General features: G+C 63.0%; 15 protein-coding genes and 1 pseudogene. 8 read left to right on the plus strand and 8 right to left on the minus strand.

Features of this window, described 5'->3' with window-relative positions:
• Nucleotides 1–127: transposase (locus CR105_RS29530; protein WP_370660705.1), on the minus strand; the 127-nt coding region annotated here is incomplete at its 3' end.
• Nucleotides 128–924: 797 nt separating this feature from the next.
• Here CR105_RS29530 and CR105_RS25385 point away from each other — a divergent pair.
• Nucleotides 925–2190 carry a DUF2863 family protein gene (locus tag CR105_RS25385; protein WP_099793462.1) on the plus strand — a complete coding sequence of 422 codons (1266 nt, stop codon included), beginning with the start codon at nucleotides 925–927 and terminating at the stop codon, nucleotides 2188–2190.
• A gap of 45 nt (nucleotides 2191–2235) precedes the next feature.
• Here CR105_RS25385 and CR105_RS25390 read toward each other — a convergent pair whose 3' ends face one another.
• Nucleotides 2236–2703, minus strand: a complete 468-nt coding sequence (locus tag CR105_RS25390) for a YbhB/YbcL family Raf kinase inhibitor-like protein (protein ID WP_099793464.1) — start codon at nucleotides 2701–2703, stop codon at nucleotides 2236–2238.
• A 121-nt stretch (nucleotides 2704–2824) separates the two neighbouring features.
• Here CR105_RS25390 and CR105_RS25395 point away from each other — a divergent pair, with 121 nt between their 5' ends.
• The 7 genes and pseudogenes from CR105_RS25395 (at nucleotide 2825) to CR105_RS25430 (ending at nucleotide 9054) form a co-directional block, all read left to right on the plus strand.
• Nucleotides 2825–4447: a serine/threonine-protein kinase gene (locus CR105_RS25395; protein WP_099793466.1), complete on the plus strand. Its 1623-nt coding sequence runs from the start codon at nucleotides 2825–2827 to the stop codon at nucleotides 4445–4447.
• Between the two features lie 82 nt (nucleotides 4448–4529).
• On the plus strand, nucleotides 4530–5741 hold the full coding sequence (locus tag CR105_RS25400) for a caspase family protein (RefSeq protein WP_099793468.1): 1212 nt from the start codon (nucleotides 4530–4532) through the stop codon (nucleotides 5739–5741).
• 139 nt (nucleotides 5742–5880) lie between these two features.
• Complete coding sequence (locus CR105_RS25405) at nucleotides 5881–6618, plus strand: hypothetical protein (RefSeq protein WP_131021847.1); 738 nt, start codon at nucleotides 5881–5883, stop codon at nucleotides 6616–6618.
• A 9-nt stretch (nucleotides 6619–6627) separates the two neighbouring features.
• Nucleotides 6628–7200, plus strand: coding sequence for an OmpA family protein (locus CR105_RS25410; RefSeq protein WP_131021848.1), 573 nt, complete (start codon nucleotides 6628–6630; stop codon nucleotides 7198–7200).
• Between the two features lie 426 nt (nucleotides 7201–7626).
• Nucleotides 7627–7788, plus strand: a pseudogene (locus CR105_RS25420) (DUF2863 family protein); the annotation flags it as partial.
• Nucleotides 7789–7962: 174 nt separating this feature from the next.
• Nucleotides 7963–8685, plus strand: a complete 723-nt coding sequence (locus CR105_RS25425; protein WP_218968755.1) for a helix-turn-helix transcriptional regulator — start codon at nucleotides 7963–7965, stop codon at nucleotides 8683–8685.
• 36 nt (nucleotides 8686–8721) lie between these two features.
• Nucleotides 8722–9054: a hypothetical protein gene (locus CR105_RS25430; protein ID WP_099793476.1), complete on the plus strand. Its 333-nt coding sequence runs from the start codon at nucleotides 8722–8724 to the stop codon at nucleotides 9052–9054.
• Between the two features lie 24 nt (nucleotides 9055–9078).
• Here CR105_RS25430 and CR105_RS25435 read toward each other — a convergent pair whose 3' ends face one another.
• The 6 genes from CR105_RS25435 to CR105_RS25460 all read right to left on the minus strand — a co-directional run bounded on the left by CR105_RS25435 (nucleotide 9079) and on the right by CR105_RS25460 (nucleotide 13148).
• Nucleotides 9079–9369, minus strand: a complete 291-nt coding sequence (locus tag CR105_RS25435) for a hypothetical protein (RefSeq protein ID WP_099793478.1) — start codon at nucleotides 9367–9369, stop codon at nucleotides 9079–9081.
• Between the two features lie 73 nt (nucleotides 9370–9442).
• Nucleotides 9443–10594 carry a serine hydrolase domain-containing protein gene (locus CR105_RS25440; RefSeq protein ID WP_099793524.1) on the minus strand — a complete coding sequence of 384 codons (1152 nt, stop codon included), beginning with the start codon at nucleotides 10592–10594 and terminating at the stop codon, nucleotides 9443–9445.
• Between the two features lie 21 nt (nucleotides 10595–10615).
• Nucleotides 10616–11080, minus strand: a complete 465-nt coding sequence (locus tag CR105_RS25445; RefSeq protein ID WP_099793481.1) for a CYTH domain-containing protein — start codon at nucleotides 11078–11080, stop codon at nucleotides 10616–10618.
• A gap of 2 nt (nucleotides 11081–11082) precedes the next feature.
• On the minus strand, nucleotides 11083–12204 hold the full coding sequence (locus CR105_RS25450; RefSeq protein WP_099793483.1) for a M14 family metallopeptidase: 1122 nt from the start codon (nucleotides 12202–12204) through the stop codon (nucleotides 11083–11085).
• An 80-nt stretch (nucleotides 12205–12284) separates the two neighbouring features.
• Complete coding sequence (locus tag CR105_RS25455; RefSeq protein ID WP_099793526.1) at nucleotides 12285–12647, minus strand: hypothetical protein; 363 nt, start codon at nucleotides 12645–12647, stop codon at nucleotides 12285–12287.
• Nucleotides 12648–12863: 216 nt separating this feature from the next.
• Nucleotides 12864–13148 (minus strand): KGG domain-containing protein, encoded by a 285-nt coding sequence (locus CR105_RS25460; RefSeq protein WP_370660707.1) that lies wholly within the window; start codon nucleotides 13146–13148, stop codon nucleotides 12864–12866.
• Nucleotides 13149–13413 lie beyond the last annotated feature (265 nt).

Consider the following 13413-nt stretch of genomic DNA (forward strand, 5'->3'; position numbering starts at 1 on the left):
TCCAATTTTTAAGTGTGTGGTAATTGACGTTGATATCGTCCGCGACTGCCTGCACGCTCCTGCCGCCACGGGAGAATACCTTGACCAGTGCTTGTTCGACAAATGCTGGGGAATGCCTTGTTCTCATGTCTGCCTCTATTTGGATAAAATCTGGAGGCGACAACTAGTCTGACACAGGGGGCTAGTCGTTCATGCGCTTCCGGCTTGGGATCGGTCAGATCCCAAACCCTATCGATCGCTTACGCGGTGGGCAAGGCAACTGGTATTCAAACCTCGACGAAGCCACTGAAATTTTGCTTTGGGAGATCCAGTGAAGCGGGCTGCAGCCGCTATTACCGGCGGTTTGTTTGGGTTGATACTGACCTGGATATGTTTTTACACGTTCAGTCATGTTGAGTTTGCCGCCAGTCGCACGCTAGCGCAGGGCTGTTATGACCTCGAGCACTGCGGCAAAGAATGGTGGACATACCCGCTGCTACTTGCCATGCTTTTCGTCCCTTCAACTCTGTTTGCCTTCCTCAATTTGGTCGCTTGGCAACGCTGGACCGTTCGCAAGTGGGCTTGGGCATCTGGTCTACTTGCGATAGGGACAGCTACCTTGTACATGACAGCATACGCACTACCTCTCTGAAGGCGGTCCCCGGCAATTCGACAGCATCGAGCGGTGAAAAATGTCGAAATTACGATGTATTTATACATAGTTTAATCGGCCATCGATTGCCCTACTCCTGAGTAGCTTTTGCTGTCTAAATTGTTGAACTATGTACCTTTATGGTAGAGGTCAATAGTCCGGCGTTTTTTTTGCCCCGGCTTGCGCCGTGTTCATGGTGTAGGGCCGAATCAACTACAATACGGGTGATGAGGGCGGGTTTCGTTCCCGGCGCCCGCCAGCTCATGCCACTTATAAAGAATCCTATCAGCGCTATGCGTCGTCCACCCAAAGACCCATCCCACAAACTGTCCATTGACAGCCAACGGCTCGTCAGTCTCTCCATGGCCATCGCGCAAGCTGCCAGCCGCGTCGAAGAGCGGTCCTGGGAGCATCAACTCGATACGCAGCTGCAAAAGCTGCTCAAGACCGGTCATCAGGATACCGTCGATACCGTGCTCAACGCCCTCTTCAAGGACGACCTGAACGGCTACGACGTGCTGATGGAAGCGGTCGAGGCGGTCAGCGAATCGTCCGTCATGGTCGATCTGCACGACGGCGTCGAGACCAGCTGGCAAGCACTGCTGGTGGCCGCGCCGATCCTTGCCTGGACCCGCTTTGCGATCGGCTCCGGCCCGATTCCGGCCGAGCTGGCAACAACGCTGTCGGCGCATTTCTCGGCCCATTTGCTGGCCGAAGGCACGCGCATGGCGATGGCGCCGACACTGTTTGCCATCGACCAGCTGCCGCGCACCCACGCCGAAACGTATGCCGTCACGCACAAGCTGGCGCAGGCCGCCTTCAAGGGCAACGCCATCAAGCCGGCCGCGCGGCCGCCGGAAACGGCGCCGTTCCTGGCCGACACGCGCTACCTGCTGATCGCCGTGGTCGCGCCGCTGGGCGCGCCACTGTTTCGCTGGCAGGAGCCGCAGCACCAGCTCAATTTCGCCGTCGAGCGTTCCAACGCGCTCGAGCAATGGCGCGAGCAGGCGATGCCGAACATCGCGCGCCTGCTGCCGGGCTGCGGCATCGAGCTGCTGCTGCCGGAGGCGTACTACGTCGCCTGCCGCGAAGCCGACAAGCTGATCCGGCCAGTGTCGATCCGCGCCGCCGTTCATTACCTGACCAACACGTTGGCGGTGGAACCGTCCGACCTGCGCGCGGTCGTGGCCGGTTTCGGCGAGGAAGCGGCCGACGGCCAGATCGACGAGTACCGCGTCGCCTTCACGTTGCGCCAGACGGCCGACGTCATCTACGGCATCGTCTGGCCGCTGTACGGCCAGGAAGACGAGGACGGCACGCCGGTGGAAGGCATGATCAACGCAAGTCTTGCTGGCATCGACGCGCCCAGGGCGCCGCTGGAAGAAATCCTGGCGCACCTGAACGAGGCCGGCATCACCCACATCAAGAAGCACAGCGAGCATTTCGTCGCCGAGTACTGCGACGACTGCGGCGCGCCGCTGTTCGCCGATCCGGCGGGCGAGCTGGTACATGCCGAGATGCCGGAAGACACGCCGACCGGCGGCGAGCACTTCCACTGAAACGAAGCCCGGGAAACCGGGCTTTTTTTCGTCACTATTTTCGCCTCAGCTGCGGTGGTAGGTGCCCATCAGCTCGGCCTGCTCCAGCACGTGGCCGGCCATCGCGCCCTCCAGCTGCTGCTTCGTTGCCTCCTTCAGGTCCGGCAACATCGCATCGAGCGCATACAGCTTGAAGAAGTAACGGTGCCGGCCGATCGGCGGACACGGTCCGCCATAACCGGTGCGCTTCCAGTCATTCGTGCCTTCCTGCGTGCCGGCCGGCAGCTGCCGCGCCCCCTGCTCCAGTCCAGCAGCGTCGGGCGGAATGTTGTACAGCACCCAGTGAGCCCAGGTGCGCCGTGGCGCGGCCGGATCCGGCGCGTCGGGGTCGTCGACGATCAGTGCCAAACCTTTGCTGCCGGCCGGCACGCCGCTCCAGGCCAGCGGCGGCGACACGTCGTTGCCGTCGCAGGTATAGATCGGGGGGATCGGCCCGCCGGCGTCGAATTTGGTCGAGGTAATTGCAAGTGCCATGGCATCCTCCCTGTTCGATTGACGGCGCGCACGCGATGGCCGCCAGCCATTAATATAATTGTATCGATTTGGCAAACAAGCTGTGGTACCGTTGGTATCACTTTTTTGATCGCGAAACAAAGTGAACCAACCGCACGACGACGAATGCACTGTGCTCGCGACCGGCCCGAACGCGCCGGAAGCGCCGCGCACTGGCGACGACAACGCGTTGCCGAACGGCACCCGGCTGGGCGAATTCGAGATCACAGGCCTACTCGGCAAGGGCGGCTTCGGCATCGTCTACCTCGCCTATGACAGTTCCCTTGACCGCCACGTCGCCCTCAAAGAATACATGCCCTCGGCGTTCGCCGCGCGCACGCAGCAGGCACGCGTGCGCGTCAACGCCGAACACGACGAGACCTTCCAGGCCGGCCTGCGCAGCTTCGTCAATGAAGCACGCCTGCTCGCCCATTTCGACGATCCGTCGCTGATCAAGGTGTACCGTTTCTGGGAAGCCAACGGCACCGCCTATATGGTGATGCCCTACTATCAAGGGCCGACCTTGAAGGAGGCCCTGATGATGCGTCCCGAGCCGCCCGACGAGGCGTGGCTGAAGCGGCTGCTGGCGCCGCTGCTGGACACGCTGGCCTTGCTGCACGAACAGCAGTGCTTCCACCGCGACATATCGCCCGACAATATCCTGATGCTCGAAGACGGCCGCCCGCTGCTACTCGACTTCGGTGCCGCCCGCCGCGCCATCGGCGGCATGACGCAGGAATTCACCGTCATCTACAAGCAGAACTACGCGCCGATCGAACAATACGCCGTCACGCCGGCCATGCAGCAAGGCGCCTGGACCGACTTGTTCGCACTCGCTGCAGTGGTCCACTTCGCCATCGCCGGTTGCGCGCCGCCGCCGGCCGTGGCGCGTGTGATGACCGATCCCTATGTGCCGCTGGCCGAGCGCTTCGCCGGCCGCCTCAGTGCAGGCTTCCTGGCTGCCATCGACCGCGCGCTGTCGGTCCGCCCCGAGCACCGGCCGCAAAGCGCCGCCGAGATGCGCGCGCTGCTGCGGCTGGCCGATCGCCGCCGCGTCGCGCGGCCCGTCGTGCGCCCGCGCTGGCACTACCTGGCCGCCTGCGCGTGCGCCGCGACGGTGATCGCGGCGGTGGTCGCGGCCGCAAGCGGCTATGCGACGCTGCGCGGCAAGGCGCCGCCGGCGGCAACGCCCGTTGCCGCCGCACCGTTTGTCCCGGCCGCGGCGTTGCAGCATGTGGTGGCCGGCGCCAGCACCGAGCGCAGCGTCGACGTCAAAGCGGCGCAGCCGCGCGTTCAGATCGGCCGCGACCGCCTGAACTTTTCGGTGCGCGCGTCGCACGACGGCTATCTCTACGTGCAGATGGTCGGCAGCGAACGCAGCCATTTCTGGCTGCTGTTTCCGAATGCCGTGGACAAGGACAACTTCATCAAGGCTGGACAGACTGTGACGCTGCCGCGCCGCGGCTGGCACATGGGGGTGGATGGCCCGCCGGGCACCGATCATTTCGTCGCCATCGTGTCGGATGTACCGCGCAGCTTTGACGGCGCCGGCCTGGTTGCCGGCGAGCTTTTCTCCGAGTTTCCGATCGCGCGCGCCCGGCAGATGCACAGCAGTTACACCGGCGCGACCCCGCTGTTCGCCGGCACGCCCGACTGCGCCGGCAAGCCCGGTTGTTCGCCGGCATACGGCGCGAGCATGTTTTCTGTTGAAGAGGTTGCGAATTAGGTACGCTTCATTCAGCTAGGTAGATACGCTTGAGTTTTGTGATAATTTCAACTGTTGGTAGGTCGCCATTGGATGTGTAACCATGAAATTGATCGGGCGCGTTATTCTGGCTATGCTGATGATGCTGTCGGCAGTTGGCAGCGGCGCGGCCGAAAAGAAACTGGCCCTGGTCGTCGGCAACGCCACCTATGTCAACGCCCTGCCACTGGACAATACCGTCAACGATGCCAACGATGTCTGCGCAGCGCTGCGCAAGCTCGACTTTGAGGTGCTGTGCAAAACGAATCTCGCCACCAAGCGCGAATTCAAAGATGCCATCTTCGAGTTCAGCGGCCGGATTAACGACCAGACGATCGCCCTGTTCTACTACGCCGGCCACGGTGTGCAGATCGACGGCCTGAATTATCTGGTGCCGACCGCCGCTGCGATGCGTACCAAAAGCGACATCGAAGACGAGAGCGTGCAGATCAACTACCTGATGAACGAGCTCGACGGGCGCCGCGCGGCCCTGAATATCTTCGTGCTCGACGCCTGCCGCAACAATCCGTTCATCAACCCGATCCGCGGCTACGCGCCCGCGCTAGGGCTGGCCTCGCAGCTGTACGCGCCAAGCAACAGCATCATCGCGATGTCGACCGGGTTGGGCCAGCTCTCGCTCGACGGCACCGGTCGCAACGGCACCTTCACGAAAAATCTGCTGAAATTTCTGCCAACGCCACGCCAGCCGATCGAGGACATGTTCAAGGCGGCCAGCGGCGGCACCAGCGTCGAGGCCAGATCGCTCGGCCATCGCCAGGATCCGCAAGTGACCACGTCGTATGCCGGCAAGTTCTGCCTGGCCGGCTGTTCCGACAATCGGCTGGCCAACGACGCCGAACTCAATGCCAAGGCGGCGCAACTGGACAAGCTGCAGGCGGCGATCGCGCAGACCCGCGCCAAGCACGACGAGTTGGCCGAGCAGACGGCCGCGCTGCTGAAGAAGCAGGCCGAGCTGGACAAGCTCAGGAGCAGCGTCGAGCAAGCCCAGAGCGGCAAGGGCCGCGACTCGGTACAGCAGAAAAACGCGGTGGCCTCGGTCAATGCCGAACTCAGCGCGTCGACGGCCAAGCTGGCCGAGATGGAAAGCATGAAAGCGGCGCTGCTGCAAAAGCAGCTTGAACTCAGCAAGATCCTCGACACGCTGGCCGTTCAGCAAGCCGGCATCGACGATCGCAACAAGGAAATACGCATGCGCAAACTAGAGGTACCAGCAGAAGACAAAAAGAAGCAGCTGAACATCTTGCCGGTATTTTAATGGCGGTCCTAGAGGGGAGTATCCAGTGAAAATAATTAAGAAAAGCGTTGCCTTGATTTCATTGTGGGCTTGGTTGGCACCGTCACCGGCTGCCGCGGACGACGGCGCGGGACGGCCGCAAATCCAGGTCGGCGTGAAAGTGTGGAATTCTTCCTGGTTCTCTTACCTGCCGGGCTACTACGCCGGCATTTCCCCGCTTGGCGTACCCAGCGTTGCCGATTCGGTCGACGCGATCGAAGGCGCGCGCAAGACCACTACCCTGCCGGTGGTGGGCATACGCTCTGGCAACTTCCTGCTGTCGGCAAGCCATGCGCGCTATGAAAGCGATTTCCGTTCCGCGCACAGCTCGGTGCTGTCACCGACCGGGCAAAACATCTTGACTTCGCGCAGCGACCACTTGTCGCGCAAGGAAAGTGACCTGACCGCGGGCTACTCGCTGACGCCGAACATCGCCCTCACTGTCGGCTACAAGCATGCGTCCGAAGAGCGCGACACGAGCCTCGGCATCACCGGCACCGCCACCACGCGCTCATTCGAGGCGAAGGTGAAGGGACTGGTATTTGGCGTCACGGCCAACTTCCCCGTTCGTGGCGGCCTCGGCTTTTATGGCCTGGCGGGATACGGGCCGGCGCGCCTGGAGACACTCTTGCCCGGCCAGAATGCAGCCATTACGTCGAATGGCCGATACCTGATCAGCGAGATCGGCCTGACCTATTCGCTGGTGATCACCGACGCCTTCGTCAAGGGCGCCAACGTCGGCCTCGGCTACCGCTCGCAGACGGTCAAGACTGACGGTGTCGGCCCGGGCTTCCTCGACCAGCGCGACTACCGCGACGTCAAGGACGGCGTCACCCTGTCGCTTACCGTCGCACTGTAGGAGGCTCGAGTGAATGCTCGTACCTGGTTCGCAGCGTGCCTGATGCTTGCGGCGCTGCCATCACTGGCCCGGCAGGCGCCGCTGAAGGAGAAGCAGATTACCGAAAGCGCGCTGATCGACGCGCTGGCGCCGGCCGCGCCATTGCGTACGCGCAGCATCCGCGTCATGCGCGACGACGAACCGGCCGGCGGCAGCGCTCCGGCCGGCGGCAGCGCTCCGGCCGCCGCCGCTGTAAAACCGCGCAGCGCGCCGCTGCTGATCACCTTCGAGACGAACTCGGCAGTGCTAACCGCGCCGGCCAGGCGCGCGCTCGATGTGGTCGGCAACGCCTTGGCATCCGACAAACTCGCCAGCTTCCGCTTCGGCATCGAGGGCCATGCCGATCCACGCGGCGGCGCTGCCGTCAACCTGCAGCTGTCACAGGCGCGTGCCATCTCGGTGCGCGACTACCTGGTTAACAGCAAGCATATCGATGCCGCAAGATTAGACCCGGTCGGCAAAGGCGACCAGGACCTGATGAACAAGGCGAATCCGATTGCCGCGGAGAATCGGCGCGTCACGCTGGTCAATTTGTCGCGGTAGATCGTGCCGGCAAGGTCGCCGTATACAGGCTCGACGATTCGGGCGGGAACAAGGATCCTACGTCGGCAGCCGGATATGCGATTTCACCGAACTGTCAGATTCGGTTGCCTCGCACATCCTCCGCGTGCACGAGAACTTGACGCCCTCGTCACTTGGCCCGAGTAGATTCGGTACCTGGTCGTCGAAGAACCCACACACCTTGACGCCATTCCAGATGGCCGATAACTTTGAAAACAGGCGACTATTGATCCCGGTCTGACACGCGTCGAAGATCACCTCGGTACGCCCGGGCTCAAAGTACGTGTTGAGCTTCTTGAGATTAACCTCGTGCTGAGGCAGCGTGGTCAGGTCAATCCAGTCGCCACCACAGCGCTGGCATCGCCGGCATCGAAGAGCAGAAGGCGCCGCTGGATGAAATCCGCGCACCTGAACGAGGCCGGCATCACCCACATCAGGAAGCACAGCGAGCATTTCGTCGCCGAGTACTGCGACGACTGCGGCGCACCGCTGTTCGCCGATCCCGTGGGCGAGCTGGTGCATGCCGCGATGCCCGAAGACAGGCCAACCGGCGGCGAGCACTTCCACTAAAACGAAGCCCGGGCGACCGGCTTTTTTTGCTTTGCATTCAGTAGACCCAACGCTTTGTTGTTCCCCCCAGCCTCAAGACCGTTCGCTGAACAGCGCCACGGGCCGCCTGCCTTTTCCACAAGCTCTGCAGCTACAATACAGTCCATCGGCCAAAGAAGCTCATCAAGGATATGCATGCGCAAAGCGGAAAAGTTATTTCAGCTCGTAAACCTGATGCGCGCCAGGCAGCCGGTCACCGCGCAATCGCTCGCCGGCGAGCTTGGGGTATCGGTGCGCACGGTGTACCGCTACATCGTCGACCTGTCGGTCAGTGGCATTCCCATCTATGGCGAGCCAGGGGTCGGCTATCACCTGCACAAGCACTTCGAGCTTCCGCCATTAACCCTGACCGGAGAAGAGCTCGAGGCCCTGCTGCTGGGAGTGCAGATGGTGTCGATATCGACCGGCGTTCGGCTACCGGCCGCAGCCCGCTCGCTGCTCGCCAAGATTGATACCGTGCTGCCCGACTTGCAGGGCGCCCGGCTTAGACAATCGGCACATGCGCTGAGCGTCGGCGAGCGGCACACGTCCTCAGCGCTGTGGGATGCGCTGCAAGGCGCGGTGGCAGCGCAGCGCGTCGTGCATTTTCGCTACATCAGCCAGGACGGCACGGCGTCGGAACGCACCGCCTGGCCGCTTGGCCTGTTTTACTGGGGCGGCAAGTGGACTGTCGGGACCTGGTGCCTGCTGCGTCAGGCGTTCAGGGAATTCCGGGTCGACCGCATTGCCAACATCTGCGTCCTCGATGGCACCTTCGCGCCGACCACCGATATCAACCTGGCGCACTACATGCAACAGCAGGCCGACACGTGGACACGCGTTCCGGCCCTACTGACACCACGTTGTCAGCAGGGCTAACTTACACTCCAGGCTTCGAACAAAACGGAGCCACACATGTTAGTAAGCAATGCAATGAAAGAGCAGGCGCTGGGATTCGGCGGACTTGAATTCGCTACCTTCCGCTTACGGGAAGGCATCGGCGAGGACGCGCTTTTGGCAGCCTGCGACAAGGTGGATCGGGAATTTCTGCAGACCGAGACAGGGATATTCGGCCACCTGCTTTTAAAAGGAGCAGATGGCGTCTATGCCGATGTCACTTTCGCGGACACCCAGGCGCGCGCCCAACAGGTTTGCGCCAAATGGCTGGAGCAAGCGGTAGCACTGGAATACATCGCCCTATTCGATGAACAGTCGGTCAACATGACGTTTTGGGAACGCCTGCGCTAACGGCAGCCAACGAATGGTGTCCTGTCAGCGACGTACCGAAAACCTCGGACCGACGTTGGCCTCCTGCGCCACGCTGTCCTCGACCAGCCTCACCGTCCGGGTCGGCTGGGCAAACTCGATGCCTGCACGGGTAAAGCGACCGAACATCGCCAGGAAGATCGCCTGCTGGGTTTCCATGTGGACCAGATAATCGGCCGTATTGACGTGATATACGGTTTCGATCCTGGCGAGCGTGGCGGCCAGATACAGCCCGAGAGCGATTGCGAACGCCATCGTCCATCGGGTCATTGCATTGCCGAACAACTTGTATGCCATCGGGCCTTCCCTTACGCCGCAAGAGAAGTTTGACCGCAGCGCCGCCGATAGTTCCTGCCAGCCGTCGCCGGGATCAGCGTGCGGGAATCGCTTCGATGACGCGGCGGGCGAATTCGGCCGAGTTGCCGGCGTGCCAGCGCCAGACGATCAGCAGGTCGTGGTCCGGCGACACGGTGATGGTGTTGCTGCCCGCGCCCAGCGCGCCGTAGGCGTTGGCCGGCAGGCCGGGGAAGTTCTTGCCCTTGGTGTTGAGCCACCACAGGTAGCCGTAGTCGGGCCCGTGCTCGCTCGGCGCCAGCGCCGCCTTGACGAACGACGCCGGCACGATCTGCTGGCCGCCCCAGGCGCCGCCGCGCAGCCACAGGTAGCCGAAGCGCGCCATGTCCCACGAATTGATCCACATGCCGCCGCCCCAGCGGGTGCCGCCGCTGACCGAGGGCGCGCGCTTGCCGCGCAGTTCCACGTAGCTATTGTGGTACGGCACCCACTTCCACGAGGTCGACGCGCCGATCGGCCCCATCACCTCATCCTGGAACACCTCCGGCACGCTCTTGTCCAGCACGCGCAGCAGCGACAGCGCCATGCGGTTGATGCGCACGTCGTTGTATTCATAGAACGTGCCGGGCTGCTGCAGCGCGCGCGGCTTGCGCTCGCCCTGGCCGTAAGCGGCGGCGCCGACAAAGTCGTGCTGCTTGCCCCAGATGGCGCCTTCCCATTCGGATTCCTGCTGCAGGTGCTGGCGCCAGGTCACCGCGGCGTTGCGTGGCGAGTCGTAGCCGCCGTCCAGCACGCGCTTGCCCACCGGCTCGTCCAGGCTGGCAATCTTGCCGTCGCGCTGGGCCACCGCGGCAACCGTCGACAGCATGCTCTTGGCCACCGAATAGGTCGGGTCGACAGACGCCGTGTCGCCGAACTCGGCCACCACGAATCCTTTGTAGATGACCAGGCCATTGGTGCGCGCACGCCGCGTCGGCATCGAACCGAGCAGCGTGCCGAAAGTTGCCTCCTGGTCGGAAAAGTCGAGCGCGCGCGTCGTCTCGTGGTGCCTGGCGTAACTTACCGCCGCCGCCAGCAGCGCCGGGTTCAAGCCCATCTCGGCCGGCGTCTTCCTGGCCCAGTCGCCAGGCGGCGGAAAATACTGCGGCTCGGCGGCGTGCACGGTAATCGGCATCAGCACGGCGGCAACACACAGGCGCAAGGCGGCGCGCCGGGACGATGTCATCATCTGCAACTTTCTTTGGGATGGCTACCAGCTTGAAAACGGATGACGCACCAGGTTCGAGTTGTAATAGCGCCGGTCGTCGGTGACGTCGGCGCCGATCCACTCCGGCTTGTCGAACTGCTGGTCTTCGGCGCCGAGCTCGATCTCGGCCAGCACCAGACCCTGGTTTACGCCGAGAAATTCGTCGACCTCCCAGGTGTTGCCGGCAAAGTCGATGCGGCGGCGGTACTTTTCGACGAGCGGCTGCTCGCACAAGCGTTCGAGCAACTCGTTGGCGTCGGCCAGCGGAATCGGATACTCCCACTCGCCGCGGGTGGCGCCGACGCTCTTGCCCTTGATGGTCATGCAGGCGCGCTCGCCTTCGACGCGCACCCGCACCACCCGCGCCGGATCGGACGACAGGTAGCCCTGGCGCAGCAGCACTGGCGCACCTAGCGCGCGCCAGCCGTCGCCGGCGAGCAGGAACTTGCGCTCGATCTCGACGCCCATGATCAGTCCAGCGACTGCAGGATCGGCTGCAGGATCGCAGCGCCGAGCACGCTGCTGCGCGCGCCGTTCCAGCCGGTGTAGGTGTCTGGCAGGTCGGCGTTGTCCTTGAACGGCATTTCGAGCGTCAGCGACAGGCACTTGAACGTGTGGCCGATGTACTTCGACGCCAACGTCAGCATGTCTTCGTTGTACTTGCTGGCGGCGTAGCCGTACACGCTCTGGAAGTCCGGGCTGGCCGCCATGTACTGGTCGACAAACGCCTTCTGCCTGGCAGCGCGCTCGGGGGTGAAGTCGGCCAGCATCTCGTTGCCGGCCACGAAGTTGTATGGCAGCGCTTCGTCGCCGTGGATGTCGAAGAACATGTCGCAGCCGACTTCGTGGATCTTGTTCTTCACGCACAGCACTTCAGGGCTGCGCTCGAGCGAGGGCGTCATCCATTCGCGGTTCAGGTTGGCGCCGGCGGCGTTGGTGCGCAGGTTGCCGCGGTAGGCGCCGTCCGGATTCATGTTCGGCACGATGTAGAACACGGCGCGCTGCAGCAGCTTGCGGGCGACCGGGTTGGCGTCGTCGAGCAAGGCGTCGAGCATGCCTTCGACGAACCACTCGGCCATCGTCTCGCCCGGATGCTGGCGCGCGATGACCCAGATCTTCCTGGCCGCCGACGGATTGCCGACCACCACCAGGTTCATGTCGCGCCCGTCGACCGTGCTGCCGATGTCGATCACGCGCGCCAGCGGGTTCTCGGCCACCTCGCCGAGCAGGCGCAGGTGGCGTTCCCACGAGTACGGCTCGAAGTAGGCGTAGTAGACGCTGTCGAGTTCTGGCGTGTGGCTGATCGTCATGACCTGGCCGTCGAAGCTGGTGGCGACGCGGAACCACGTCTCGCCGTCATAGCTGGCGCAGGCCTGGTAGCCTTCGAAGCCCTTCGGATAGGTGGCCTGGCCGGCGTTCAGGAAGCGGATCGTGCACGCTTGCCCGCGCGCGCCCTGCAGGCGGAAGTGGAACCACTGGTGGATGTCCGCGTGCGAATCGCTGCGCAGGTTCAGGTCGATCCGGGCGGCACTGTCGGCGGCCACCACGTCGATGGCGCCGGAGTCGAACAGCTGGCTGATTTTGATGGGCATGGAAGATCCTTGAAAAACGGGTTCACGAAGATGAGCATGATACCCGTATTTCAGGCGCCGCCGACAGCGCCGCCGCTGCCTCAGGCGTCGAGATTGATCAGGTCGCCCTGGTAGTGTTCCATGATCTGGCGCATCAGTTCGACATTGCCACGGTCGAGCAGCACCGTCAGGTTCGGTTTGCGGTCGAGCTCGATGGTCATGCGGATGAAATCGTTGAACTGGCGGCACTGCACGCTGAGCGCGCGCGGGGTCACCTGATCGTCCCAGTCCTGCTGGTAGATCGGCGGCGGCGCCGGCGGCTGCAGCAGGTTCGGGTCCTGGTTGACCGGCAGGTGCTTGAGCAGCCAGAACACGATCGAGGCCGGCACGAAGACGCCCGAGTCTTTCGCTTCGCGGTAGGAAAATTTGAACAGCAGCAGGTTGCCCACCTGATCGCAGGACATGCACATGCTCTTGACTTGACGGATAACCGCTTGTTTCACCACGAAATTCCCCAGGGTAGATTGAAAAGGCGCGACGATTCTACCCCATCCATTCTGGTGAATGGGTGAAACCGGAATGGGAAAGCGGAAATAAAAAGCGGGGAGCAGACGCCCCCCGCCGTACCACGAGCCTGGCCGCCCGATGCCAGCGTCACTGCCGGCACCGAAGGGCCCAGGCTACTTCTTGCTGCCGCTCGAACGACCGGACTTGCCGCCTTCGCTGCCGCCTTCGCCGCCGCTGCGGTTGCCGCCACCTTGCTCGGATTGCTTGCTGCCGCCCTGCTCTGCCTTGCTGCTGGCGCGCTCGCTGCTGCGCGAGCTCGACTCCGCCGATTGCCGGTTGCCGTGGCTCATGCTGCCGGCCTTGCGGGCTTCCTCGGACGTGAACTCATGCGCCGTGCCCTTCTGATGTGCCGCCTTGCCGCCCTCGCTGGCTATTTCGCGCTGACGGGCCGGATCCATGGATGCGAATCCGCGATTCTTGGTACCGCCCCCCTGGCTTGCGCCCTGGTTGCCGCTCTGCTTGTTGCCTTGGTTACCCTGATTACTTGAAGCCATGGTGAACCTCCCTCATCTGTTCAATCCGCCGCGATTGCGGAGGTCGATGCCCGATCCGTTCTCCGGCATGGCCGTTGAGCGAGCAGGTTAAACCATCTTATGCAGCGTGGATGGATGAGGGTATAGGACGAAAGCAGCCGACTTTGTAGGACAACAGGCGACAGAAAAT

It is taken from the genome of Massilia eurypsychrophila (assembly GCF_002760655.1).
GTDB lineage: Bacteria > Pseudomonadota > Gammaproteobacteria > Burkholderiales > Burkholderiaceae_D > JAFCUW01.